This is a genomic window from Affinundibacterium fentianense (assembly GCF_018139545.1).
GTDB classification, from domain to species: Bacteria; Pseudomonadota; Gammaproteobacteria; order Burkholderiales; family Burkholderiaceae_D; genus Undibacterium; species Undibacterium fentianense.
In genome coordinates this window covers 23,834-48,636 of sequence record NZ_JAGSPJ010000001.1, presented here as the reverse complement: position 1 = coordinate 48,636, position 24,803 = coordinate 23,834, and the positions used below count along the sequence as shown (strand labels likewise).

The 24,803-nt window shown below is 45.8% G+C and carries 22 protein-coding genes; 4 read left to right on the top strand and 18 right to left on the bottom strand.

Translation table 11 applies throughout. The features are described from left to right. Positions 1 to 5 precede the first annotated feature (5 nt). Positions 6 to 1,451: a DUF1501 domain-containing protein gene (locus tag KDM90_RS00225; RefSeq protein WP_212673617.1), complete on the top strand. Its 1,446-nt coding sequence runs from the start codon at positions 6 to 8 to the stop codon at positions 1,449 to 1,451. A 122-nt stretch (positions 1,452 to 1,573) separates the two neighbouring features. Here the strand turns inward: KDM90_RS00225 and dcd are convergent, their stop codons facing one another. From dcd to KDM90_RS00205, 4 genes are all read right to left on the bottom strand, one after another. Then, positions 1,574 to 2,140, bottom strand: a complete 567-nt coding sequence (dcd, locus tag KDM90_RS00220) for a dCTP deaminase (RefSeq protein ID WP_212673616.1) — start codon at positions 2,138 to 2,140, stop codon at positions 1,574 to 1,576. 108 nt (positions 2,141 to 2,248) lie between these two features. After that, complete coding sequence (locus tag KDM90_RS00215) at positions 2,249 to 3,265, bottom strand: XdhC family protein (protein ID WP_212673615.1); 1,017 nt, start codon at positions 3,263 to 3,265, stop codon at positions 2,249 to 2,251. A gap of 5 nt (positions 3,266 to 3,270) precedes the next feature. Next, the gene (locus tag KDM90_RS00210) at positions 3,271 to 3,513 is read right to left on the bottom strand and encodes a DUF1653 domain-containing protein (RefSeq protein WP_212673614.1); all 243 of its coding nucleotides are present in this window, start codon (positions 3,511 to 3,513) and stop codon (positions 3,271 to 3,273) included. Between the two features lie 3 nt (positions 3,514 to 3,516). Then, positions 3,517 to 4,188 (bottom strand): 3'-5' exonuclease, encoded by a 672-nt coding sequence (locus KDM90_RS00205; protein ID WP_212673613.1) that lies wholly within the window; start codon positions 4,186 to 4,188, stop codon positions 3,517 to 3,519. A 223-nt stretch (positions 4,189 to 4,411) separates the two neighbouring features. On the opposite strand from KDM90_RS00205, the gene KDM90_RS00200 reads away from it, so the two are divergent. From KDM90_RS00200 to KDM90_RS00190, 3 genes are all read left to right on the top strand, one after another. Beyond that, positions 4,412 to 5,713: an MFS transporter gene (locus KDM90_RS00200; RefSeq protein WP_212673612.1), complete on the top strand. Its 1,302-nt coding sequence runs from the start codon at positions 4,412 to 4,414 to the stop codon at positions 5,711 to 5,713. A gap of 244 nt (positions 5,714 to 5,957) precedes the next feature. Then, positions 5,958 to 8,243: an OPT family oligopeptide transporter gene (locus KDM90_RS00195; RefSeq protein ID WP_212673611.1), complete on the top strand. Its 2,286-nt coding sequence runs from the start codon at positions 5,958 to 5,960 to the stop codon at positions 8,241 to 8,243. A gap of 67 nt (positions 8,244 to 8,310) precedes the next feature. After that, positions 8,311 to 8,577 carry a hypothetical protein gene (locus KDM90_RS00190; RefSeq protein WP_212673610.1) on the top strand — a complete coding sequence of 89 codons (267 nt, stop codon included), beginning with the start codon at positions 8,311 to 8,313 and terminating at the stop codon, positions 8,575 to 8,577. A gap of 129 nt (positions 8,578 to 8,706) precedes the next feature. Here KDM90_RS00190 and KDM90_RS00185 read toward each other — a convergent pair whose 3' ends face one another. From KDM90_RS00185 to gspD, 14 genes are all read right to left on the bottom strand, one after another. Beyond that, positions 8,707 to 8,943: a hypothetical protein gene (locus tag KDM90_RS00185; RefSeq protein WP_329605271.1), complete on the bottom strand. Its 237-nt coding sequence runs from the start codon at positions 8,941 to 8,943 to the stop codon at positions 8,707 to 8,709. A 145-nt stretch (positions 8,944 to 9,088) separates the two neighbouring features. Further along, positions 9,089 to 10,045, bottom strand: a complete 957-nt coding sequence (locus KDM90_RS00180; RefSeq protein ID WP_212673609.1) for a chemotaxis protein — start codon at positions 10,043 to 10,045, stop codon at positions 9,089 to 9,091. A 192-nt stretch (positions 10,046 to 10,237) separates the two neighbouring features. After that, positions 10,238 to 11,608 (bottom strand): nucleotide 5'-monophosphate nucleosidase PpnN, encoded by a 1,371-nt coding sequence (ppnN, locus tag KDM90_RS00175; protein ID WP_230409527.1) that lies wholly within the window; start codon positions 11,606 to 11,608, stop codon positions 10,238 to 10,240. A gap of 169 nt (positions 11,609 to 11,777) precedes the next feature. Next, the gene (gene rlmD / locus KDM90_RS00170) at positions 11,778 to 13,112 is read right to left on the bottom strand and encodes a 23S rRNA (uracil(1939)-C(5))-methyltransferase RlmD (protein ID WP_212673608.1); all 1,335 of its coding nucleotides are present in this window, start codon (positions 13,110 to 13,112) and stop codon (positions 11,778 to 11,780) included. 226 nt (positions 13,113 to 13,338) lie between these two features. Then, positions 13,339 to 14,388: an RNA polymerase sigma factor RpoS gene (gene rpoS / locus KDM90_RS00165; RefSeq protein WP_438947417.1), complete on the bottom strand. Its 1,050-nt coding sequence runs from the start codon at positions 14,386 to 14,388 to the stop codon at positions 13,339 to 13,341. Between the two features lie 65 nt (positions 14,389 to 14,453). Beyond that, positions 14,454 to 15,368, bottom strand: coding sequence for a peptidoglycan DD-metalloendopeptidase family protein (locus KDM90_RS00160; protein ID WP_212673607.1), 915 nt, complete (start codon positions 15,366 to 15,368; stop codon positions 14,454 to 14,456). A gap of 53 nt (positions 15,369 to 15,421) precedes the next feature. Continuing rightward, the gene (locus tag KDM90_RS00155) at positions 15,422 to 16,249 is read right to left on the bottom strand and encodes a protein-L-isoaspartate(D-aspartate) O-methyltransferase (RefSeq protein WP_212673606.1); all 828 of its coding nucleotides are present in this window, start codon (positions 16,247 to 16,249) and stop codon (positions 15,422 to 15,424) included. Next, entirely contained in the window at positions 16,246 to 16,983 is a 738-nt protein-coding gene (gene surE / locus KDM90_RS00150; RefSeq protein ID WP_212673605.1) for a 5'/3'-nucleotidase SurE, read from the bottom strand. Before surE ends, KDM90_RS00155 begins: the two co-directional genes overlap by 4 nt. Positions 16,984 to 17,073: 90 nt before the next feature. Next, a complete protein-coding gene (locus tag KDM90_RS00145; protein ID WP_212673604.1) occupies positions 17,074 to 18,324 on the bottom strand; it encodes an HD-GYP domain-containing protein in 1,251 nt (416 codons plus the stop codon). Between the two features lie 285 nt (positions 18,325 to 18,609). Then, positions 18,610 to 19,383, bottom strand: a complete 774-nt coding sequence (locus KDM90_RS00140) for a uracil-DNA glycosylase family protein (RefSeq protein WP_212673603.1) — start codon at positions 19,381 to 19,383, stop codon at positions 18,610 to 18,612. A gap of 18 nt (positions 19,384 to 19,401) precedes the next feature. Further along, positions 19,402 to 19,902 (bottom strand): type II secretion system protein N, encoded by a 501-nt coding sequence (locus tag KDM90_RS00135; protein ID WP_212673602.1) that lies wholly within the window; start codon positions 19,900 to 19,902, stop codon positions 19,402 to 19,404. A gap of 43 nt (positions 19,903 to 19,945) precedes the next feature. Next, a complete protein-coding gene (gene gspF / locus KDM90_RS00130) occupies positions 19,946 to 21,163 on the bottom strand; it encodes a type II secretion system inner membrane protein GspF (RefSeq protein ID WP_212673601.1) in 1,218 nt (405 codons plus the stop codon). A 19-nt stretch (positions 21,164 to 21,182) separates the two neighbouring features. Then, positions 21,183 to 22,613 carry a type II secretion system ATPase GspE gene (gene gspE / locus KDM90_RS00125; protein WP_212673600.1) on the bottom strand — a complete coding sequence of 477 codons (1,431 nt, stop codon included), beginning with the start codon at positions 22,611 to 22,613 and terminating at the stop codon, positions 21,183 to 21,185. A 5-nt stretch (positions 22,614 to 22,618) separates the two neighbouring features. Further along, on the bottom strand, positions 22,619 to 24,802 hold the full coding sequence (gspD, locus tag KDM90_RS00120; RefSeq protein ID WP_230409526.1) for a type II secretion system secretin GspD: 2,184 nt from the start codon (positions 24,800 to 24,802) through the stop codon (positions 22,619 to 22,621). Position 24,803: the final 1 nt, after the last annotated feature.

Genomic DNA, 24,803 nt, shown 5'->3' with positions numbered 1-24,803 from the left:
TAGCTATGTCAAACTTCCAAGCTTCTCGGCGAGAATTTCTTCGCCTATCAACCCTATTAAGCACAACCGGGGCACTCGGCATGGCTACCCCTTTTGCAGTCAATTTAGCGACTGTTGCATCGGCCGCCGCACAGACAAACGTGAATGATTATAAAGCCCTAATTTGTCTGTTTTTGAATGGGGCCAATGATCATGCGAATACCGTCCTCGCTACCGACAGCAGTTCTTGGAGCCAATACCAAACAGTGCGCACGACAAGTGAAGCCGGTTCGATTGCCCTACCCGCTGTCGGCACAACGGGAGGTGTCCTCCCCATTGTTCCAAACACAATTCAAGCCGGCAGGACATTTGCAATCCATCCCGCAATGCCCGAACTCAAGACTCTGTTTGATGCAGGTCGATTGGCCGTCGTGGCCAACGTTGGACCATTATTTGTGCCGACCACTCTAGAACAATATAAAGCCGCTAGTGTGCCCTTGCCACCGAAATTATTTTCGCACAACGATCAACAGTCACTATGGCAAGCCTATGCGCCCGAAGGGGCTGCGTATGGCTGGGGTGGTCGAATGGGGGATCTATTAGCCGCGAATAATAGCAACCCCATTTTTACGGCCATTTCGGCGTCGGGCAATACCGTTTTTTTATCTGGACGCACAGTGCGACAATATCAGGTCGGTAGTTCAGGCGCGGTTGCTATTTCAGGTATCAATGGGAACTTGTTTGGATCAACAACAGCGAGTAACACCTTAAGAAACATCATCACGACGGACACTGCCAACTATTTTCAGAAAGAACACGCAGCAGTGACCTCCCGTGCCATTGCAGCTCAAAGTATGCTGGCTCCGGCAATGGCGCCGGCGGGCGCAAATGGAGTAGCGAATCCCAGTCAATATAAGAATCCAAACACAGGTGTACTTGCAAATAACTCTTTAGCGACACAGCTTCAAACGGTTGCACGCATCATCGCCGGACGCAATACCTTGGGTGTCAAGCGACAAGTCTTCTTTGTCAGCATAGGTGGATTTGATACCCATGATGCGCAAAAAACCGTCCAAGCCGATTTATTAGCGCGAGTGTCCCATGCGATTGCCTACTTTGATAGTACGTTAACGAATTTATTAGGAAGTGACCTACGCCAACAAGTGACACTTTTCACAGCGTCCGACTTTGGGCGCACCTTTACTAGTAATGGTGATGGAACAGACCACGGATGGGGCTCCCATCATTTTATTGTTGGCGGCGCTGTCAAGGGGAAAAATATCTATGGTAATTTTCCAGTGACCGGTTTGAAACACGCCCAAGATGTCGGTTCCGGAAGTCTATTGCCCCAATATTCTGTCGATCAATACGGTGCGACCTTAGCGAACTGGTTCGGTTTGAGTGCATCTCAGATTAGCGATATTTTTCCGAATATCAATAATTTCACGACTCGCAACCTTGGATTCATTTGAAGCTGAGAACAGGCTTTAGGGTATCGCTGTTATCCGCTCTGGAACATGAAACTAACAGACTTGCAAAAAAAAACGCAAAGTAAGAATTACCCTACTTTGCGTGACATCGATTCAACAACAATCTACGTTTTTGGCAAGGTCACACCAACCTGCCCCTGATACTTGCCTCCGCGATCTTTGTAAGAGGTTTCGCAGATCTCATCACTTTCGAAGAATAGTACTTGCGCACACCCTTCACCAGCATAAATTTTCGCGGGCAAAGGCGTAGTATTAGAAAACTCTAATGTCACATACCCTTCCCACTCCGGTTCAAACGGCGTGACATTGACGATAATTCCACAACGAGCGTACGTCGATTTCCCCAAACAAATTGTAAGGACACTGCGCGGAATACGGAAGTACTCAATCGTTCTGGCCAGAGCAAAGGAGTTCGGCGGGATAATGCAAACATCGCCTTTGAAATTAACGAAGGAGCCTTCATCAAAGTTTTTTGGATCGACTATTGTGCTATTAATATTAGTAAATATCTTAAACTCATCCGCACAACGAATATCATAACCATAAGAAGACGTGCCGTAACTTACGATCTTTTGACCATTGGCTTGACGCACTTGATCGGGCGCAAATGGCTCAATCATGCCATGTTGCTCAGCCATGCGGCGTATCCACTTATCAGATTTTATGCTCATTTTCTCCTGCCTTTATCACTTTAGAATTACCTGAATTTTACGCCAAAACATCCTCATTAATCGGATTTTATCCATTTACTAGGTTTGATTTCTGCGTAATCCTTGATCTTAAATCGAACATGTATCCGAATTCGCACTTCCAAGTTGCTCCTTTGCATGGGCCACTTGCATCTCCTTACTAATGGGCACGCGATTTTTTACAGCCGTCATCTCTGCCAGGATTGAAATCGCTATTTCTGCAGGCGTTTTACTGCCAATATAAAAACCGATCGGACCGTGAAGACGGGCAATTTGAGCGTCTGTCAAATCAAACTCCTTGAGGCGGACTCTCCGCTTCGAATTATTGGCACGTGAGCCGATCGCACCGACATAAAATGCCGGCGATTTAAGCGCCTCCATTAATGCCAGATCATCCAATTTAGGATCGTGACTCAAGGCAACCACCGCACTGTGTGCGTCCAGTTTCATTTGTATCACCGTATCGTCTGGCATCTCCTTGGAGAAAGTGACGCCGTCAAGATGCCAAGCATCAAGATATTCCTCGCGCGGATCACAGACGGTGACTTGATAATCTAATCCTTGCGCTATATTCGCGAGGAATTGCGACATTTGTCCCGCGCCAATAATCAACAATCGCCAACGCGGTCCATGAATCGTCCGTAATAGATCTCGTTCTAAGCTCAACTTATCATGAATCTTTGCCTGCAATAAGCTCACCGCACCAGTCTGAAGGTTTAGTTCGCGTGCAACTAATTCTTTATTTTCAAGTTTTTGCAATAAACTAGAAATCTGACTGCCGACATGAAGCGGCTCAATCAGCAATTGAATGGTTCCACCACATGGTAGGCCGAAACGGTGCGCCTCTTCCGCACTGACACCATAGGTCACTAGTTCCGGCTTTATACGGGAACAGCCTCCCCGGCGCATTTTATCGACCAAATCGTCTTCAATACAGCCTCCAGAAACGGAGCCAACGAGTTGGCCAGCTTCCGAAATCACTAACATGGCTCCTTCAGGCCTCGGACTTGACCCCCAAGTTTTGACAACCGTGACGAGTTCACAGCGAATCCCCGAAGCCATCCACTGCTCGGATGCTTTCAAGACTTCTAAATCGATACTATCCATACCAATTATTCATCCTTGAACGAGTTATGTGTCACGTCGATTTCTGTAAAACGTTGAACCATTTGGCCATCGACCAAAATCGACTCGAAGAAAACGGATTTCGGTCGCGTCCATACGCTTCCATTCGCTGCGCGGTAGACAATGACGGGTTGCAAATCTGCTTCATTTGTCGCCTCACAAATAAGTTCATAAATACCACCTTTGTAGTGACGAAATTGACGAACTGCACTTTGATTGGAGGAATTCACAGCCTACCCTTTTGGTAAAGAAAAATGCGAGCCAGGACTCCGCACTTGACATTGTTGTTGCAAATAATGTTGTTGCAAATAAGCTGCCACTTTCGCAGCACTAAGTTGGTTCAATTTGACAAGCAGCATGGGATCGACTTGTCCAAACTGGTAATGCCTACTCAAATGCTGGCTTAAATGCATGAGCAGATTCGCGGCGACTTCTGCATCAGCTTCAGCCCGATGCGCGCGGCCTTTAAAACCAATTCCTAATCGTGTGGCCAAGGCGCCAAGCGCATAGCTTGACAAGCCCGGCAGTATTCGACGCGCTAACTTGACGGTACAGACCGTTCCGCGATGAGCAAGATGAAGTCCCAACCTAGCACTCTCAGCATACAAGAACTTTTCATCGAAGCTTGCATTATGAGCCGCCAGACAGTCCCTGCCAATAAATCTAAGCAATTCAGGCATCACTTTAGCTATTGGAGGGGCGCGATCGACCATCGCCTGTGTAATTCCTGTCAATTGGGTGATAAAAGGCGAGACTTCCACGTCGCAGTTAATTAAGGACACATAGCGTTCGACAATTTCGTTGCCGACTATCCGAATTGCAGCAACTTCCGTTACACGGTCTCCATGAACGGGGCTCATTCCGGTCGTTTCGAAGTCAATCATCACAATTGGCTCTGCTAACATTCTTTACTCATCGTGTATCATTTATTCTCAATCATTCACAATTATTCTTACTTACAGAGACTCGTTCACAACAAGTTTCGTCTAATACGCTTTCAGTTTAAATCGCACAGGAACTTCCTAGGCGCGGAAAGACTCCATCTCATGCTTTACACTGCCATCCTTTACCATTGTAATCTGTCCTACTTAAGTATCTGCGGACTTGCGTCTGCGATTTTGAATCAACATGAAAAAAAAGCCTGCATTGTCGGTTCTAAGCCGTTTCTATTCAAGAATTCTCCCAAATCAACTGTTACCAGCAGATGATTTGTTGCGCGATTTTGTTTATCGCAGGCTTTGGTTATCGATTCTAATCAGTTCATTTGGCGCACAAATTACTTTGTTGGCACTTCCCTTGACCGCAGCGATACTCTTGCATGCCAGTCCCACGCAAATGGGTATCTTGACATTCATGGAGATCTTTCCTTACGTTCTACTCTCATTACCGTCTGGCGTTTGGTTAGATCGAGTGAAAAAATTGCCAGTGTACATTGCTGGAGAGATCGCAATTTCAATTGCTGTCGCGAGCGTACCCCTAGCATGGTGGCTAAATTTTCTCAACATCTCGTGGTTGTACATTGTTGGCTTTCTCATTGGTACGGTCAATACCACCGCTGGAACAGCAGCACAAATCGTATTAACGCAAATTGTCCCAAGAGATCGATTAATTGAGGCACATGCAAAAAATGCTCTCGCGAGCTCGGGTTCGGAAGTTGCGGGGCCTGCCGCTGCTGGGGCTTTAATTAAATTATTGAGTGCACCTCTCGCATTGATGGCGGATGCCTTGCTGCTCCTCGCATCAGCAACGATCCTGCGAAAAATTCATATTCAAGAAACGCGCATTATCTCTGCCAATGCCAATTTTTGGGGAGATCTAAAAGATGGACTACGGTTTGTCCAAACCCACGCAGTTTTAGTCGCACTAGCATTCACTGTAGGCCTCTGGCAACTCGCCTACAATGCGGCACTTGTCGTTCAAATTTTATTTGCAACCCGCGAGCTAGGACTTTCTGAGCAAGCAGTAGGTTTGAGTTATGTGTGTATGGGTATTGGCACCATTTTTGCCAGCATCATCGGGAATCGGGTCAGTCAAGAAATCGGACCGGGACGTTGTATGATCGTTGGTATTCTTCTGTGTTCGGGGGGATGGGGACTACTTGCGCTTGCACCTGCCAATCAATTAGGTGTGATTGCGTTTGCTCTGATGTTGATTCTGTTCGCAACTGGCAGCGTATTCATTTTCATCAATTTCTTGGCATTACGCCAAGCGGTCACACCAGAACATCTACTTGGCCGTATTACCAGCACCATGCGCTGGCTCACATTAATTCCGGCTGGACCTGGCGCATTGATTGGTGGCTGGCTTGGCGAAAACTATGGCTTACGATATGCACTAGGATTCTCAAGTTCGTGCGCCTTAATCATTGCACTGATTGCTTGGCGCAGCAGCACAATTCGAGATATCAAAAATCTGTCGAACATGCAGTAGAGAGGAAAAGAAAGAAAAATTCTTGGTGTCGATTTACTTGTCGCTGAACAAAAAAACACCTTGTGCAACACACTTTACCTTAACTAGTCAGATCTTATCCTTCACGAAATAAGTCATTGTTTCACAATTAATGAGAAACACGAGATAATAGGCAATCGGCTCGTCAACCGACCAAGGAGTTGTTTAAATTGTCCCGCAGTGGATTCTCGTGTCCACTACGCTGTCTTCGCTAATTGGAATAAGTATGTCATCGCTCAACGAATCACCAAAATTCAAACCATATATTCCAGCTTCCGCCAATCTGCCTGAATTCACGCTTAGAGCGCTCATGATGGGGACAATCCTAGGGATGATATTTGGCGCATCATCGCTCTACCTAGTGCTAAAGGTTGGCTTAACCGTCAGTGCATCGATTCCGGTAGCGGTTATCGCGATTACTTTATTTAGGTTGATGCACAAATTTGGTAGCACCGATTCAACAATATTGGAAAACAGTATTGCTCAAACCGCGGGTTCAGCTGGCGAATCATTGGCGTTTGGTCTTGGCGTCACGATGCCAGCCATTTTAATTCTTGGATTTGACTTAGAAATCTACCGAATCATGCTAGTCGCGATCCTCGGTGGATTATTGGGCATTCTACTAATGATCCCAATGCGTCGTACCATGATTGTTGAGAAACATCATGAATTGAAATATCCCGAAGGAACGGCCTGCGCCGAAGTTCTCAAGGCAGCAGCGACCGATAGCTCGCGGGCAGCGGCTGGGGAGTCTAGCAACCCCAATTCACAATCCGATGCAAATCGACGGGCAACCATTATATTTGGAGGTTTTTTTGTAGGCCTGATATACAAAGTCGGCAATATTGCATTCAAAGGTTGGAAAGATACCGTGGATTTTGTTTTTCAAGCCCCCCTCAAAGGGGGATCAATAGGCACGGAGATCTCTCCAGAACTCCTTGGTGTTGGCTACATCATCGGTCCTCGTATCGCGGCAATCATGGCGGCAGGCGGTGTATTGTCGTATATGCTGTTGATACCTCTCATTAAGTTTTTTGGCGATGGGCTACTAACGCCACTGGCTCCCGCGACAAAGTTGATCAGCGAAATGAGTCCCCATGAAATTCGCGGCGCCTACGTTCTTTACATCGGCGCGGGAGCCGTTGCTACCGGCGGTCTGATAAGTCTCGCAAGAGCGATGCCTCTGATTTGGCGAAGCTTAGCTTCAGGCCTTGCTGGCATTGGGAAACAAGAATCAGTGAATCTCACTGAGTCACAAACGATACGTACAGAACAAAGCATCCATATGAAATGGGTCATCATTGGCGCATTGGCGATCATTGCTGTGATCACCATCTCAACGCCACTACACATGAATTTTCTCGGCGCCTTGTTGATTTTGGTTTTCGGTTTTCTGTTTGCAACAGTGTCGTCACAACTTACAGGGCAAATTGGGCAATCATCAAACCCTATTTCAGGGATGACAGTGGCAACGCTTTTGTTCACTTGTCTGATATTTTTATTGATGGGATGGATAGGGGGACAATACTACGTCACAGCATTGTCAGTCGGCGCAATCGTTTGTATCGCCTCCAGCGTCGCAGGATGTACCTCACAAGATTTAAAGACTGGATATTTAGTCGGTTCTACACCGCGCTACCAACAATATGCCATTTTGATTGGTGCATTTTGCTCTGCCTTGATCTTAGGGCCAATTCTATTGCGACTCAACGAAGCCAGTACGGTTTATGTTCCCATTGCACAAATTGCGCCTGGCTTAAAGACCAATGCCGACAAGCTCGTAGAAACAAGTACGCTACAGGGGCCGCAAGCACAACAGGACAAATATGCGTACAAGGTGTGGCACAAATCCGATAGTCAAGGTGCGCCAGCAGGAAAGTATCTTGTGAGAGAAGATGGTGACGTTGTTTACTTCGTGGATCCCGGTATCAATGGCACCTATAACAAACGACCAGATGGTTCAGAAGTAAAGAAATACGACGCCCCAAAAGCAGTACTCATTTCTTACATTATCAAAGGCATTTTGGATGGCGAACTACCTTGGGCCTTGGTTTTGTTTGGAGTCATCATCGCCTTAACGCTTGAGATGTCTGGTATTCCATCTTTAGCCTTTGCAGTCGGCGTCTATTTACCACTTGCGTCATCAGCTCCACTTTTTATCGGCGGAATGATACGCTGGCTAGTCGATTTCAAAAATAGCAAACTAAAGAAGTACCAGCATCTAAACGAAGAAGAAAGACAAGCTGCCGGCGATCGGAGCGATGGCGTTTTGCTGTCTTCTGGTTACATCGCTGGCGGTGCACTTGCAGGGATTGTCATCGCATTTAGCGCCGGGTTTATGACCGATTTCGATAACCAGATAAGCAATTGGGCAATACAGCACAATCCATTTTTTGGTGGCGCGCAAGCTGACGCACTTTCACTCATTCCTTTCACAATCATTGGGCTATTACTGTATTTTGTGGGAAAGGAAAAACGGAAGGACAAGAACGACACATCCATTTCTAGTTAATTTGCCGCAAACTAAAATAACTGATCAATACTGCTGGAAACATCACACAATATGAAGAGAACTATCCATGAATGAAAAACCAATTCGAGACTGCAATGACCAACTAGTAGTGATTGGCGACATCGTACGCGTCATCCACCTCGATAAACAATTTATCAAAAGTTTTCCAGAAGATGAACGTATTCTAATCGAGTCAATGGTAGGCAATTTTTTTAAAGTGATTGCCGTCGACGAAGAAGGTCAAGCTTGCATTATGCGTGAATGGCATGATGAACGAGGACAATTACAGACCCATGTCATCGCCTTGGATGCCGAAGAGATGCAGAAGGTATGATCTGTTTCATCGCCCCTCTGAATGACTCCACAAGAAAACTTCGATGACTCTAAAGTACGAAGTCTCCCGACGATCAGAATACTCACTGTTGGTATCAATATTGCGGCGACAGATACGATAAATAACTTCTTACTTTTTATAGATTTCAGGGCGTGACTTATTTCTCGTTTCGTACACAATTTTCGCATCTTTCATAGCTCGATCAAGTGTTCGCATTTCCTCATGGTCGTCATGTGGGCTGAAATATTCCGCCGCTTGCGCACGCATTACGTATTTAATCGCGGCTTCGTCGTTTAAATTGTACATCTCGGTCAAAAGTGTCGTCACTTCATCCAAATATTCTTCATAGGTCATAAACTTTTCCATCGATATTCACCTTTTCTAATTTCTATCAAATCTCAAACACACTGAAACCGCACGCAATATCAATGTTAATTTCCATTCTCAGCCAATAAAAAAGCTGACTCGACCTCGGTCAAGTCAGCTTTTCTTGCACTCCCAATAGGTCGAATCAGTGCGTAATGACTTCTCGAATCGTTGCGGCTAATTCTTCCGCAACAAACTTAGCCACATAGGCGTCCGCCCCCACACTTCTAACATGATCCTCGTTAGTCGTTCCTGACAGAGAGGAGTGGATAATCACCGGCAGATCTTTGAAACGATCGTCTTGCTTAATATTGCGCGTCAAAGTAAAGCCATCCATCTCAGGCATTTCCAAGTCAGTCAACATCAGTGCAACTTTATCCCGCAGATGTTTTCCTTCTGCCGTTGCACCAGCATGCAACACCTGTAATTTATCCCACGCTTCTTTACCAGTCTTGCACATGATGTAAGGCGCACCAATCGCATCGAGTGCCTGTCCAATCAAGCCACGTGCAACAGCAGAATCATCCGCCGCAAGAATCACAGCGCCTGGCTTGATCTTAAGTTTGGCACCAATCGTCTCCGAATCGATATCTTTATTGCCAGATGGGGCAATTTGACGCAGGATTTGCTCAACGTCCAACACTTGAGCCAATCGGGTATCCTCTGCATCACCGTCCAAACGAGCAATACTGGTGACCATGCCTCCAGCTGCACTCGATTCAGCAGAAAGCACTTGACTCCAATCAAGACGAACAATTTCTTCCACCGACTCAACAGCAAAACCTTGAGTCGAACGCGCAAACTCAGTCACCAACATGATATTCAGACCAGTCGCAGGAGTGCGCCCCACAACAGAAGGCAAATCAATGACTGGGATGATTTGGCCACGCAAATTCACGACACCCAAATTGTGCGGCAATGCGCCTGCGACGGCAGTGATTTCTGGCATCGCAACAATTTCACGTACTTTAAACACATTGATACCAAATAATTCAGAGCGTTGATTGACTGCATCAACACCTAATCTGAACAACAACAGTTCAAACTTATTCGAACTGATTAAGTTGGTACGCTCATCAACTTCATGTTGGACAGTACTCATGTTTTTCATCCTTATCAAATATGTAGTCAGCCGACAGTTCTCTATTGCACCATTTTCTTATTATGCTACTTTTTTTCAAATAAACACTAATTTCCCATCTGAAATATTAGTTTTTTTCAATGATGTGACAAAAATGGTTCGCAAAGCCACTACCCTCTTAAAAAAGCAGTAATTCAATAATTCCAAGTCTACTTATTTAATTACTTTATAGCACGGGATATAAGTCTTCCCTGGCAACTTCATCCTCGTTTGCTTCACGAATGAGTCGAGCAGCACATCCATTGCCTGCATGATTTCACTATCGCCACAAATTTCAAAATGTCCGTACTGCTCGATTGCTCGAATTCCTTGGTCTTTCACATTTCCAGCAACCACACCTGAAAAAGCTCGGCGCAAGTTCGCTGCCAGCAAATGTGCTGGCTGATTTTTATGCAGCGCCAAGCCACGCATGTTGTCGTGGGTAGGCACAAATGGATGCTGAAACTCACGATCAATCTTTAACAACCAATTGTAATAATAGGCATCACCATGTTGCTTACGATAGGCACGAACCGTTTTTATTCCTGCTTGTACTTCTTTTGCCACTGCAACAGGGTCGTCAATAATGATTGTGTATTTTGCCTGTGCTTCACTGCCCAAGGTCTGACCAATGAACTGATCAATTTGTTTGAAATAATCTGCAGCGGAAGCCGGACCTGTGAAAATCACTGGATAAGGTAAATTTGCATTGTCGGGATGCAGCAAAATTCCCAATAAGTACAAAATTTCTTCGGCAGTTCCTGCCCCGCCGGGGAAGACAATAATGGCGTGCGCGACACGTACAAATGCCTCTAATCGTTTTTCGATGTCCGGCATAATCACTAAGTCATTAACAATAGGATTTGGCGCTTCGGCAGCAATGATGCCAGGCTCGGAAATTCCCAAATAGCGACTGTTTGTTATCCTTTGCTTTGCATGACCAATTGTGGCACCTTTCATTGGACCTTTCATCGCGCCTGGCCCACAACCGGTGCAAATGTCCATTCCACGCAAGCCTAGGTGGTAACCAACTAACTTTGTGTAGTCATATTCGTGTCCCGAAATAGAATGTCCACCCCAGCACACCACCATATTCGGACTGATTTGTGGCTGTAATAATTTTGCGTTACGAAGAATGTGAAATACAGCGTCGGTCACACCCTCCGTTGTTTCCAAATCGATATGCTGATTTTTTAAAATCTCACCATCAATAAACAAAATGTCGCGCAATACCGCGAACAGATGCTCTTGTATCCCTTTAATCATCACGCCATCAACAAAAGCACTGGCTGGCGCAGCTTTCACATCTAATTTAATTCCACGTTCACGTTGAACAATGCTGATGTCAAAATCTTTGTAACGTTCGAGCAATTCCTTGCCATCATCGAGGCCACTTCCACAATTTAAAACAGCCAAAGCACAACTTCTAAACAATTGATATAAGCCACCATGACTGGTATCCCACAATCTGGCAACTTCTGCTTTCGATAAAACTTCTAAATGCCCTTCTGGCGCAATTTGTGTATCAATTACTTCGTATTTCATATTTTTATTTTCCTCTCTCATCTTTTATTTAGTCTGGCTTTCAGTATCCATGGAATCGTAAAAACTTTCAAGTGGGCAATTTGAATCAAGCCTCGCGACGTCTGAGAAACAAAAAAACCGGTGCTTTTGCACCGGTTTTTTTGACTTTACAATCCAAAATGAAATTACGTTATTCCAAATCGAAAACTGCCATCGATTCGACGTGAGACGTATGTGGGAACATATTCACTACCCCAGCCTTTGAAAGACGATAACCCGCTTGCGTCACCAACATGCCAGCATCTCTTGCGAGCGTTGATGGGCTGCACGACACATACACAATTCGTTTTGGCAAAAGACTTGGCGCTTGGAGTCGCAAATCGATCAGAGCTTGGCAAACTGCCATTGCACCATCTCTTGGTGGATCAATCAAAAATCGATCAAATTTTCCTAAGGCGATGAAATCCTCCGCTTTCGCCTCAAACAAATTTCGCGTGGAGAACGCGACTTTATTCGCAACACCATTTGCCTCAGCATTCTCAAGCGCACGTGCAGTCAGTGCCGAGCTGCCTTCAATTCCGACCACTTCGCGCGCCAGAGTTGCGATCGGCAAAGTAAAATTGCCAAGTCCACAAAATAAGTCCAAAACACGATCATGGGTTTGCACATCGAGCAGTCGCAATGCGCGGGCAACCAACACGCGATTAATATGGTGATTGACTTGTGTAAAATCAGTGGGTTTAAAGGGCATTTTGATACCGAATTCTGGCAGCAAGTAATGCAAGTCAGACGCCGCAGGAGAGTAAACTTGTGCGCTATCAGGACCCGCTGTTTGCAGCCACCATTGAACTTGGTACCGATCGGCAAACGCCTTTAATTTTTCTGCATCTCCCTCACCCAGAGGCTGCATAATTCGCAAGACCATTGCAGTTACATTTTCGCCAATTGCAAGTTCAATTTGCGGTAATGCTTCAATGATCGTAAGAGAAGATATTAAATCTCGAAGCGGCATTAACATCGCCGAAATATGTGGCGGCAAAATCTCGCATGTTTCCATATTGGCGACATAGCGTGATTTTTTCTCATGAAAGCCAACCAATACGATACCCTTCTTGTGAACATTTCTCACGGACAGTCGGGCACGATAACGATAACCCCATGTTGGACCATAAATTGGCCGCATCACCATTTCTGGTTTCACTTTCCCAATGTGGGCAAGATTGTCTTCTAACACGCGTTGCTTCATTGCGACTTGCGCATTGGGTTCAAGATGCTGCATAGAACAACCACCACAGACACCATAGTGCGGACATTTTGGCTTCACTCGTTGAGACGACTCTTTGACGATAGGCCCAAGTGTCGCAGCCTCCCAACTTGGTTTTTTGCGATATGTGTTAAATCCCACCACCTCACCTGGCAAAGCGCCTTCGACAAAGACGACCTTGCCTGGGCTACCATCTTCATTATCAAGATGTCCAACGCCACGAGCATCCATGTCAAGTGAACGGATATTAATTGTTTTCATATAGGAAAGCCGGCATGAAATTACCGGAAAAAGATAGGGGACAAAGGAGCGAAATTATACCTTCTTCAGAGCTTTCACCAAAGCCACCCGAACGAAAGTTTTCTGAAAATGTGAACCAAAATCACGAAGAGGCGCGCTGGATTCAGCACTTCATCAGGCATTGACGAGCAAAGAGAAAGAACAATTTATTCCATTGCGTCCAGCACTGCCTGCGGTCTTAAGAAGCTTATAGGACGGCATCCCGTCCTACACCACGAGAAACGAAGCTACGTTTCAACTTGATTAGGGCTTCCTGCTGTATTTGCCGTACCCGCTCCCGCGTGATCCCCATTTCATCAGCCAAAGTTTCTAAGGTAACTGGATCATCGTTATCAAGACCAAACCGTCGCGTAATGACGATTCTTTGCTTATCTGGCAACTTCGACAACCATTCACGCACTAGTATCGTCACTTCGTGATGTTCAGCTTGCGTATCTGGTGCGTGATCACTGTCACCTGGCAACATATCCAATAAACTGCTTTGAGGATCACCATCTAACGGAGTATCAAGGGACATTGCATGCTCCGACAATGCCAATATGTCTTGAACTTCATCCAAAGGGCGGCTAACCAAATGCGCAATATCATCGACCGTGGCATCTTTCCCATCGCGCTGCTGTGATTCTAAATGATATTTTGCACGCAGAATCTGATTCAGCTCACGAACAACATGAACCGGCAAACGTATCGTTCTCGCTTGATTCATGATCGCGCGCTCAATACTTTGCCGAATCCACCAGGTTGCATAAGTTGAAAAGCGAAAACCTCGTTCGGGCTCAAACTTGTCGATCGCATGCATCAAACCTAAGTTGCCCTCTTCGATCATGTCGAGCAATGCAACTCCGCGATTAATATAATGCTTCGCAATCGAGACAACCAAACGCAAATTATGCTCGATCATTTTTTGACGTGCTTCAAAATCACCTTGTTTTGCGAGTGTCGCAAAATGTAGCTCTTCGGTCGCACAAAACAGCGGGCGGGTACCAATTTGATTCAAATAATGTTGAGTTGTGTCCGTCGATAATTCGGCTGCTAAGATATTTTTAATTTCATCAATTGGTGCGATAGCAACTGCGGCAACGACGTCTAACTCGTCCTCGTTTTCTTTCACAAGATCACGCTCATCCCGTTCTAAGCCGTCCCCTGTCATATCTTCATCTCGCATTTGATCTTCCACTCCGGAATCATCGAGTTTGGATTTTTTCAGAGCCATCTCCAGTGATGTTTTTCTATGCATAACGTCGACTTCACTCCAATAAATGCCACGGATTAAGTGAATTGGGTGGTTTCATTCACCCACCATCATTTTGCTGGCAACAACTTCGTGGGATCAACTGCCTTTCCACCTTGACGAATTTCAAAGTGAAGTTTGACTGTATCACTGTCCGAGTTTCCCATTTCCGCAATTTTTTGACCTTTCTTCACAACCTGCCCTTTTTTTACAAAATTCAGCTTATTGTGAGCATAAATCGTTAAATAGTCATTTGCATGAGTAATCACGACCATATTTCCATATCCTCTAACAGCGGCAACTTCGTAGATAACCTTGCCATTAGCCGCAGCAACTATATCTTGACCGGCTCGGCCACCGATATCGATGCCCTTGTTCTTTTGTTCATCAAAACTGCCTAACACTTTCCCGACTGCTGGCCACCCCCAATCGATTGGCGCCACCGCGCCCGCACTCTCTTTTTCGCCATTTTTTACAGCTGCTACTTCAGATTTGGTCACACCAAGATTAGCACCTGACTCTTTTTGTAATTCGGCCAAATTCGATTCAGAATAACTTCGCTTCTCACCTTTTGGACTAGTCTTGTGGGTAGCTGGATTAATTGGTGTCAAATTACGCACCTCGATCCCACCACTCCCAGCGATCGGCGAAGTCTTGGCGGTGTCGCCATCAGCCGCTGCAAGCCACAAAACTTGGTCAACTTTAATATCACTTGGATTTTTCAAATTATTCCAACTGATTAAATCATTGATATTCAAACTATTATCGATCGCAATGCGCGAGAGAGTATCCCCGCGTTTCACGACGTAACTGAGCCGAGGAGTTACTTTTTTTTCTGCTGGTTCAGGTGTGTTTTTTTCGGTTTTATTTGGAACATCCTGACTACGCTCAACAACGGGGGCATTATTTGGCACACTTGAGCATGCTACCAACAAAATAAGGGCTCCCAGACTTAGACTGTTTTTCAAACTCCAACTTAGCTTCATAAACTTCTCTTTTTTCTCAATTTCGCTACGAACTAATTCAACATCGTACAGAGCTAAATCACACCCTTATGCAAGGGCACAAAATGGCAATGCTCGAGAACTGAACTGGTCCATTCCCGTGGTCCTACCCGCTCTACCAACTGTAAAACCTGCTGACGTCCACCGACTGGTGCGATTAAACGTCCTCCAATCGCCAATTGTTCGAGCAATGCGGGTGGCACTTCCATTCCCGCCGCTGCCAATATGATACCGTCAAACGGAGCGACTTGTGGCAAACCTAACATGCCATCTCCATAATGCAAGCGGATATTCGGAATACGCATGGGGCGTAAGTTGTTTTTCGCTAGCTCATGCAAAGCTCTGATGCGCTCTATCGAATAAACGTCTTTCGCAACCAAGGACAACACCGCCGCCTGATATCCACATCCTGTACCTATCTCCAAAACTTTCTGCAGTTGCCGGCCATTTCGCAAAATTTCAGTCATTCGCGCAACAATATATGGCTGAGATATCGTTTGATGATGGCCAATCGGTAATGATGCATCAATATAAGCCTGGCTTGCCAGACCCGAATCAACAAACAAATGTCTAGGAATCGCATCAAGTGCAGCCAAAACAATCTCATCCTTAACGCCTTGCTGTGCCACCCTCATGACCATGGCTTTTCGAATTTTATCTGAGACCATCCCAACGCCATCTGGAACCGACTGGGTAAAAAGAACGTTCCCAGCATTTTGATGGGTTTGTTTGATTTTGCTGGGAGTGAGTGAATGGACTGCGTTGACATTTTGAACCGCGGTCTGCGACGGCTTGTGTGTAATTTGACGTGCATCAACTACTGCAGAAAGGCTTAGTGGAAAACGTTTTTCTTTTGTGCTCATGCCAGACCCAAAGACAACGATTGTAATAATTCTCGATCAGTCAAATCGATCTGCAGGGGCGTCACAGCAACGAAGCCTTGTGCGACAGTATCAAAATCTGTTCCTTCGCTGGCATCTTTCACCGCACCTGGTGGACCTATCCAGTAGATATCGCGACCGCTAGGATCAGTTGAACGAATTACTGGCTCGGACATATGCCGCTTACCTAAACGCGCCGCGCGGATTCCTTTAATCGCACTCAATTCAATATTCGGGATATTAACGTTCAGCAGATAGGGTTTCGGCAGTTGCGTAAATTCTTTTAGCACGATTTCCGCTGCGATTCTTGCTGCTGCATCAAGGTGCCGCCAGCCTTTTTCAACCTGTGAAAAGGCAATCGATGGAATGCCAAACAAGTAGCCTTCGGTTGCTGCGGCGACAGTCCCTGAGTACAAGGTATCGTCCCCCATATTTTGCCCTTGATTAATGCCAGAGATGACCAAATCCGGTGCAGTTTCCATCAGGGCTGTTAAAGCAATATGGACGCAATCGGTTGGCGTGCCATCTACAAAATAAAATCCATTTTCGGCACGTGTCAGCCTTAGTGGACGATCAAGAGTGAGTGCATTGGATGTTCCGGACCGATTGTTTTCAGGAGCGACAACGGTCACTTCGGCATGAGGGCGCAGGGCATTGGCCAGTGCATGCAGACCTGGTGCCAAGTATCCATCGTCATTACTAATCAGAATTTTCATGTTTGCATTTTACCTGATGCAAATCACGAAATTCACCCGAGCGAGGAATTATTTCTGGTCGTTGGTTTTAGCGCAAAAAGTTGTAAACACTTAGGTCGGACCAGTTGCATCACCCAACCAATAGCGATCAATATCCTTGAGACCCCAAGTACTAGCATCTTCACGCGACACAATTTTGTCTTGGTTGCCGGGGCCACTTAAATCAAGTAGTGCTGGCGAAATGTAAGCCATCGATTTCGTTGAAAAGAAAGCCCGCACTTTCGGCAACAATAATGACTTACCGATTTGCTGCTCGACTACGACGCCAAGACGCCCTGACTGTAACTTCACTAACGTCCCAACTGGATAAATACCAATGCTACGCACAAAAGCTTGGAACACGACTTCGTCAAAATGTCCACGACTCCACTCCGACATTTTCTTCAATGATTCAGCTGGGCACCAACCCGCCTTATAGGGCCGATTCGAAGTAATCGCGTCATAAACATCGCACACAGCTCCCATTTTCGCAAAAAGACTGATTTGATCGCCTTTCAAACCTTTTGGATAGCCAGTTCCATCCATTTTTTCGTGATGGTGCAAACAAACGTCCAAAGCAATCTGCCCCACACCTTTTGACTCCAGCAACATTTCGTATCCGGCGCTCGGATGTTCTTTTATGGAAACAAATTCCTCGTCTGTTAATTTGCCAGGCTTATTCAGTATGTCCGCTGGCACTGCCATTTTACCGATATCGTGAAGAAGACCCGCAAGTCCCGCCTCTCTAGTATCATCATCGTTCAGACCGAGTTGCCTCGATAAAGCGATCATTAGGGCGCAGACTGCAACGGAATGCATGTAAGTGTAATCATCGGCCGTTTTTAAACGCGCCAATCCGATCAGGGCTCCAGGGTTACGCATCACGGAATTCGCTATTTCTTCAACGAGTGGCATTGCTTGTTCCGCCTCAATTGCCTTGCCCATGCGCGCTTCACTAAACATCGAGAAAACAGCGCTTTTCGACTTATCGACAATTTTCGCAGCGCGTCCCATTTCTGCATCCATCGAGACTGACTGCACTTCGGAGAACGGGACTCTTGGCTCAATGGGAGCCAGCTCAATCACGCTTTCAGGGGCAACTTCAATTGGAGTCGGAGCTATCGCTTCCTCAACTAAAACATCGCAACCTTTCGCAGTATCAATCCAAACCTCTTTAATCCCTGCATTCCTGATTTTTTCGATGGTCGCTTGACTATCGATCATGAATGACTTTTGCCAAAATGGTGAGCTCATCCAAGATGCGCAAAGCTCTTGAATGTACATCCCTTTACGAATTTCTGCCTGTGAAATTTTTTTCAACATACTTGACCGATGTTAACGCAATCTAATCTTCTGAATTGTGTTGGACGCGAAGACTCCAATTTGAAGAGTGTTCATCAAAAACAGAGCAATAAGTGTTTACACAAAGAAACAGAAGCCATTTTACAGGAGCACTCCTGACTTGGAAGCATTGAGCGCCGGCTTTTTGTTGATTTGAGGCAAATATGCAAAAAAAGTTAGCTCACATACATCATCAATGCCCAACTGGAAAACATTAAGTTGACACCTATCTAAAGCTTTTCAACTTGCTTTTGTGCTTTTTCAATTCTACCGATAAAGTAAGCGCATGGGCGCGAATAAATTGTGCATGTCATTATTCGCGATAAAACTCAAATTATAGGGATGCTCCGCTCGACTCGTCGGAAATAAGGCGGTTTCGGTGAACGCATCAAGACGATCTGCGATTTTCCCCCATAGGATCAATCTCGCCAAACTTTGTTGCCCAGACAGCGCCTCTAGTATGACTCTAAAAAAAGGAATCCAAGCTTTTGCATCGACTGCTGGCGAGACGCTTTCACGAAATACCAAGGATGCGTTCAACATTAAAAAGCCGTTCCTTAAAAAATTCTGCTGTAAATCATTCATAGTTTGAATAATCATGCTGCTTTCCTGATGGAGCTTGCAACAACATTCAGCCATCGCGATACCAGAGGTCGATGTTGCAACAAGTCGGCCATCTGCAACTAAGAGCATTTTTATAAAGTTGCGTAAGGAGGTGGCACGATTGACTGATTTGCTTAGTCCTAATTGCGCCCCACATGACCAAAGCGCATCGACGGCACCATCCATGAAACAATATCCGGTCGCACTTTGAATTCTGGGATAAGGCCCTTCTCCGACCAATACGTAACGAACCGAAGGTAAAGGAATGGAAAAAGCCGCAAAAAGTCTATGCTCTGTCGGCAAGAAGTCTGACTTCGCCAAGTTCGCAAGATAGTTTGGATTAATTTGCTCAATCGCACTCAATCCGCGCTCAAGGATCGCTTGCCATGACACATCGGCCATATCGATATCGGCACGAAAAAAATCTGGAAATGGCATGAATAAGATCGTTAAGTTCTAGCTACTAGGAGGCATTGTCTGTGGAGGCACTACACCCGGCGCGCGAAAGGTCATCGCCTCCGGATTGGGCGCAAGGTTTTGCGACCCGCCTCCCTGCGGAACGACGGGTAGGTCAATACGACGAGGAACGCCAGACTCACTAACCATCACATAGCTCGCGTGAACTTCTTCTAATTTCACACCTGGCATGAGCTCTTTCCCAATCTTCACAGCAAAATTCGGCTTACCATCAACAACGATAATCGCGACACTATCAGCAGGTTTCGCTGCCACAATGACGCCTTTTAATTGATAGCTGCTTGGCGCACTCTCAGCGACTGCGGACAATCCGAACATCGAGCCCCATTGGCCAACTGCAGGTTCAAAACTATCAACAACAACTGGCGCTTGAATTGGTCTAATTTTCGGTTTGAAAATTTGCAAACCCCAAAAACTCAATACAGCACAAAGTAAGCCAAACAAGATGATGTTCAGAATAATGGGCAATCGCTTTATCATTTCTTACTCGATTTTCTCAATTTAAAAATTTTTTGCATGATGTTTATCGCACTAATTGATTGATTTCAATAATTGGCATCAACACCGCCAAAACAATCAACAAAACGACAACCCCCATTGCCAAAATAAGAAGTGGCTCCAACAAACCAGCAATGGTTAATGCACGTCGCTCTAAGTCTTGTTCCTGTGCTGCAGATGCGCGCTGCAACATCGCTGGTAATTCTCCCGTGACCTCACCAGCGCGAATCATGTGGATTAACATGGGCGGAAAATGTTTATGTACTGAGAGTGCACGAGCCAAACTCACCCCTTCGCGAACACTATTCGTTGCCTCTTCAACTTGCTCACGCATGGCAACATTCGAGAGCGTTTCTCGACTTGTCTGCAAGGCTTTTAAAATAGGCACACCCGATCCAGTCGTGATCGATAGCGTGCTCGAAAAACGCGCTGTATTCAAACTTCGCTCAAATTTGCCATACAACGGTGCATCAAGTAACCAAGTATGCCAGCGCATCTTAATTTGAGGATTTTGAAGGGCTTTTCGACATCCCATCGTAATACCCGCTATTGCGAGGACTAACAACCATCCATAGGATCGAACAAAATCTGAGGTCGCCAGCATAATAACTGTCAATAAGGGTAATTTCTGCTTTGTATTGGCAAACACTGAGACGATTTGCGGCACCACATAAGTCAACAAAAAAATTACGATGGCAAACGCCACAACCGTCACGATAGCGGGATAAGTGAAAGCCAATTTGACCTTTTGAGACAGCGCATTTCTCCGCTCAATATAATCCGCAAGACGAGACAGTACTTTCGACAATTGACCGATGTGCTCACCTGAAGCAACCAAAGCACAATAAATATCAGTAAAGTCATTTTGATGCTGTTTAAGTGCATCCGAAAGTGCTGAACCAGCCAAAATTTCCGATCGAATTGACGCGATCAGATCTCGAATATAGGTTCGCTCTGCTTGTTCTAACAATGCAGAAAATGCTTGCTCCAATGGAAGACCCGCCTCCAACAAGCTCGACAGTTGGCGAGTGAACAAGGCTAATTCAACCGTATTTAGATGCTCACCAAAAATAGATTTTCCACGCTTGCCCTCTCCTGATTGATTCGCGATTTGTTCAACCGATATCGGAACCAATTGTTGCGCACGCAGATCTGCCCGCGCGGCTCGCGCACTATCGGCAGTGATTACACCCTTTTTATTGCCCCCAGAGGAGTCTACGGCTTCATATCGAAATGCTGGCACGGATTAGCTCGCTTTTGAATTATTCTTTGGTTACACGAAGCAATTCTTCATGGGTGGTGACACCAGTATCGAGCCAGCGTTGTCCATCTTCCCGCATGGTCTTCATCCCATCGGACTGCGCAGCACTACGAATTTCTGCTTCCGAGGCTTGATGATGAATTTGAGCGGAAATGGCCTCGGTTGTGAGCAGTAATTCATACACACCAACCCGACCTTGATAACCTGTATGACCACAATGTTCACACCCAACGGATTTCCAAACACCCATCTCCTGTACTTTACATTGCCCGCAAAGTTTTCTCACTAAACGTTGTGCAACAACACCCAATAACGAGGATGACAAAAGGAATGGTTCAATGCCCATATCGAGTAGACGCGTGACCGCCGCAGCTGAATCATTAGTATGCAAGGTTGCCAAAACCAAATGTCCCGTTAAAGAAGCCTGCACTGCTATTTGCGCCGTCTCCAAATCGCGAATCTCACCAATCATAATGACATCAGGATCTTGGCGCAAAATTGCACGTAAAGCTTTTGCAAAACTCATGTCAATTTTCGCGTTAACTTGAGTCTGTCCGATCCCTGCCAATTCGTATTCAATTGGATCTTCGACGGTAAGGATATTCGTCGTGCCTGCATTCACTCGCGATAACGCAGCATATAAGGTTGTCGTTTTGCCTGAGCCAGTTGGCCCTGTTACCAAAACAATACCGTGCGGTTGAGAAATTAACTGATCAAATTGCGTCAATACTTCTGGGCTCATTCCCAAGTTGGTCAAGTCGAGTTTACCTGCTTCTTTATCGAGCAAACGTAAAACAGCTCGTTCTCCATGTCCAGTTGGCAGCGTCGACACCCTGACATCGACTGGCTTCCCACCGATTCGTAAAGTAATACGACCATCCTGCGGCAAACGTTTTTCCGCAATATCGAGTTGCGCCATAATCTTGATCCGCGAAACCAAGGAAGCATGAATCGCTTTCTTAGGCCGGATAACATCGCGCAAGGCACCATCAACTCGAAAACGCACAACGGATATTTGCTCGAAAGGTTCAATATGAATATCGGATGCGCCCTCTCGCAAAGCTTGAGTCAATAATGCATTGATCATTCGAATTACGGGTGCATCGTCCGCCGATTCAAGTAAGTCTTCAATAGCAGGCATATCTTGCATCAGCTTAGCCAAATCCATATCGGATTCCACTTCACCAACGACATCGGCTGCATCACCGCCGGATCCAGCATAGGCGCGAGCAATCTCTTCCAGTAATTGCCCATGCGTCAACAAACTCAAATGAATCCGACCAAAACGACGACCAGCCTCCAAAATGGCTGTTTGTTTTGTCTCTGTAGATACTTTGAGCTCGACTGGAGCCCCCTCTACATCACTTCGGCGGCTGGCGAGAATCGAATAATCTCGGGCAAAAGCAAATGGCAATAATCGATTTTCTGACATACGAGTTATTGACCTTCTTTGGAGACAGTTGCAGTCGATTTAGTCGGTTCTTTGATTGATACAGGTGCTGAAGGGACAGCTAATTTACCCTTTTCTAATTTGAGAAATGGCACATCCATTTCATTCTCCATACTACGTAGGTACTGAGTACGTAAGTAATCATAACGATCTAGAGAAACATTGTTACTATCTTCCGCGCTGCGTATCACCGTGGGGCGTAAGAACACCATCAAATTCACTTTATTCCGCTTCTTACTATTGTATTTAAACAAATTACCTAGGACTGGGAGATCGCCCAAAAATGGGACTTTTTCTGTTTGACCTCGAGTATCATCGCGAATCAGACCACCCAATGCGATAATTTGGCCATCTTCAGCCAAGACATTCGTCGCAATGGAACGAACAGTCGTTGTAATTCCCACACCGCCGGCCACTGGCTCGCCAACGTTGGAGACTTCTTGTGCAATGGCCAATTTCACTGTCCCGCCCTCAGAAATCTGGGGCTTAACTTTCAATTTAATACCAATTTCTTTACGTTCAATTGTCTGAAATGGATTCGAGCCTGCGGTGCCAGTCGTAGCAGTCGTGTATTGTCCAGTAACAATACCCACATTCTGGCCGTCCATAATAGTTGCCTCTTCATTGTCCAAGGTGACCAAGTTCGGCACCGAGAGTACATTCGAAGAACCATCTGTTGCCAAAGCATGCGCCAATGCACCAATACCGAGTTGACCACCGATCTGACGAAATAAACCGACGTTCAAGCCTTTGCCTAGGAGTGCCTGCCCCTGTGTTGCGGCGTTGCCGGACGCCAAATTAATAAGAGTACTTTGATTTGGATAAGAGGTGGTTGCACCCAAACGATAATTACTGGTACTGTTTCCACTTGCGCCAGCCCATTCAACTCCCAACTCATCCATCCGATTGGCTGACACTTCAACAATCAAAGTTTCGATATAAACTTGTGCACGACGCGCATCAAGTTGATCGATAACCGTGCGTAAGTTCCGATACACCGCATCGCTGGCAGTAATAATCAAAGTGTTCGTTGCCGGATCAGCTTGAATAAATCCACCTGCCCCTCCTGCTTGCCCTTGACTATTATTGTTAGTACTAATTGGCAGACTCAGATTCGATCCGGATGTAGTTAATGCAGAATTATTTCCTTGTACAGCCCCAGCACCTATACCGCTTTGTCCGTTATTGGAAAAACTAGTGCTGTTGTTGGAGGAATTCGAGTTCGAAGGTAAAGAGCTATCACCGCTTAAAATTGAACGCAAGGTCGCGGCCAATTTCACGGCCTCCGCATTTTTTAAATAGACTACATGGACATTACCTGGCAATTCTGTTGGTTGATCTAACTTTGCAACCAATGATTTGATCAGATTTCCACGTGCTACTGACGGGGCTTTGACCAACACAGAATTCGTTCTCGAGTCAGCGAGAACGACAGTCCTTCCAGCATCCGCACTCGCTTGATTTCCTTCAGTTAAACGCGTCACCATTGTCGCAACGTCAGCAGCGATCGAGTGTTTAATCGGGATAATTTCCAATTCAGGATTAGATGGTACGTCAAGCAAAGCAATGATTTCTGACATGCGACGCATATTGTCGGAATAATCTGTAATGACGATGGAATTATTTCCCGGGTTGACGTTGATGATATTGTTCGGTGAAATTAATGGTCGCAATGCGGTCACAATGTTGTTTGCCGCTTCGTAATTAATACGAAAGACTTGGGTGATGATCTGGTCGCCTTTCACACCTTTGACTTGTGTCGGACCGCCTTGCAATTTTGCGTCAGCCTCTTGTACCACTTTCGAAAATCCGTCCGATGTAACGATTGCATATCCTTGCATTCGCAAGTTAGAAGTTAACAGCTTAAAAGCCTGTTCCTTCGTCAGAGGTTTCTCTGAGACGAGAGTCAACTGCCCCTTCACTCTCGGGTCGATCACAAATGTCGTGCCTGTGTAATGTCCAATTGCTTTGATGACCGATTCGATATCAGCATTCACAAAATTAAGTCCCGCTGTATTCTGTGTCGCCTCTTGCGCCCAGGCACCCTGCGTCGCACTGGCGGCTAACAACCCCATACCGCTGACCATTGCGGCATGCAATATGGCCTGATGCCATTTTTTTGTATGGGATTTAACTTGATAACTAGCCGAAATAGTTTGTATCTTCTTCATA

Bases quoted from the DNA above. Each gene is read 5' to 3' on its own strand.
- KDM90_RS00225 (WP_212673617.1), top strand. From the start codon at position 6: ATGTCAAACTTCCAAGCTTCTCGGCGAGAATTTCTTCGCCTATCAACC.
- dcd (WP_212673616.1), bottom strand. From the start codon at position 2,140: ATGAGCATAAAATCTGATAAGTGGATACGCCGCATGGCTGAGCAACAT.
- KDM90_RS00215 (WP_212673615.1), bottom strand. From the start codon at position 3,265: ATGGATAGTATCGATTTAGAAGTCTTGAAAGCATCCGAGCAGTGGATG.
- KDM90_RS00205 (WP_212673613.1), bottom strand. From the start codon at position 4,188: ATGTTAGCAGAGCCAATTGTGATGATTGACTTCGAAACGACCGGAATG.
- KDM90_RS00200 (WP_212673612.1), top strand. From the start codon at position 4,412: ATGAAAAAAAAGCCTGCATTGTCGGTTCTAAGCCGTTTCTATTCAAGA.
- KDM90_RS00195 (WP_212673611.1), top strand. From the start codon at position 5,958: ATGTCATCGCTCAACGAATCACCAAAATTCAAACCATATATTCCAGCT.
- KDM90_RS00190 (WP_212673610.1), top strand. From the start codon at position 8,311: ATGAATGAAAAACCAATTCGAGACTGCAATGACCAACTAGTAGTGATT.
- KDM90_RS00185 (WP_329605271.1), bottom strand. From the start codon at position 8,943: ATGGAAAAGTTTATGACCTATGAAGAATATTTGGATGAAGTGACGACA.
- KDM90_RS00180 (WP_212673609.1), bottom strand. From the start codon at position 10,045: ATGAGTACTGTCCAACATGAAGTTGATGAGCGTACCAACTTAATCAGT.
- ppnN (WP_230409527.1), bottom strand. From the start codon at position 11,608: ATGAAATACGAAGTAATTGATACACAAATTGCGCCAGAAGGGCATTTA.
- rlmD (WP_212673608.1), bottom strand. From the start codon at position 13,112: ATGAAAACAATTAATATCCGTTCACTTGACATGGATGCTCGTGGCGTT.
- rpoS (WP_438947417.1), bottom strand. From the start codon at position 14,388: ATGCATAGAAAAACATCACTGGAGATGGCTCTGAAAAAATCCAAACTC.
- KDM90_RS00160 (WP_212673607.1), bottom strand. From the start codon at position 15,368: ATGAAGCTAAGTTGGAGTTTGAAAAACAGTCTAAGTCTGGGAGCCCTT.
- KDM90_RS00155 (WP_212673606.1), bottom strand. From the start codon at position 16,249: ATGAGCACAAAAGAAAAACGTTTTCCACTAAGCCTTTCTGCAGTAGTT.
- surE (WP_212673605.1), bottom strand. From the start codon at position 16,983: ATGAAAATTCTGATTAGTAATGACGATGGATACTTGGCACCAGGTCTG.
- KDM90_RS00145 (WP_212673604.1), bottom strand. From the start codon at position 18,324: ATGTTGAAAAAAATTTCACAGGCAGAAATTCGTAAAGGGATGTACATT.
- KDM90_RS00140 (WP_212673603.1), bottom strand. From the start codon at position 19,383: ATGCCATTTCCAGATTTTTTTCGTGCCGATATCGATATGGCCGATGTG.
- KDM90_RS00135 (WP_212673602.1), bottom strand. From the start codon at position 19,902: ATGATAAAGCGATTGCCCATTATTCTGAACATCATCTTGTTTGGCTTA.
- gspE (WP_212673600.1), bottom strand. From the start codon at position 22,613: ATGTCAGAAAATCGATTATTGCCATTTGCTTTTGCCCGAGATTATTCG.
- gspD (WP_230409526.1), bottom strand. From the start codon at position 24,802: ATGAAGAAGATACAAACTATTTCGGCTAGTTATCAAGTTAAATCCCAT.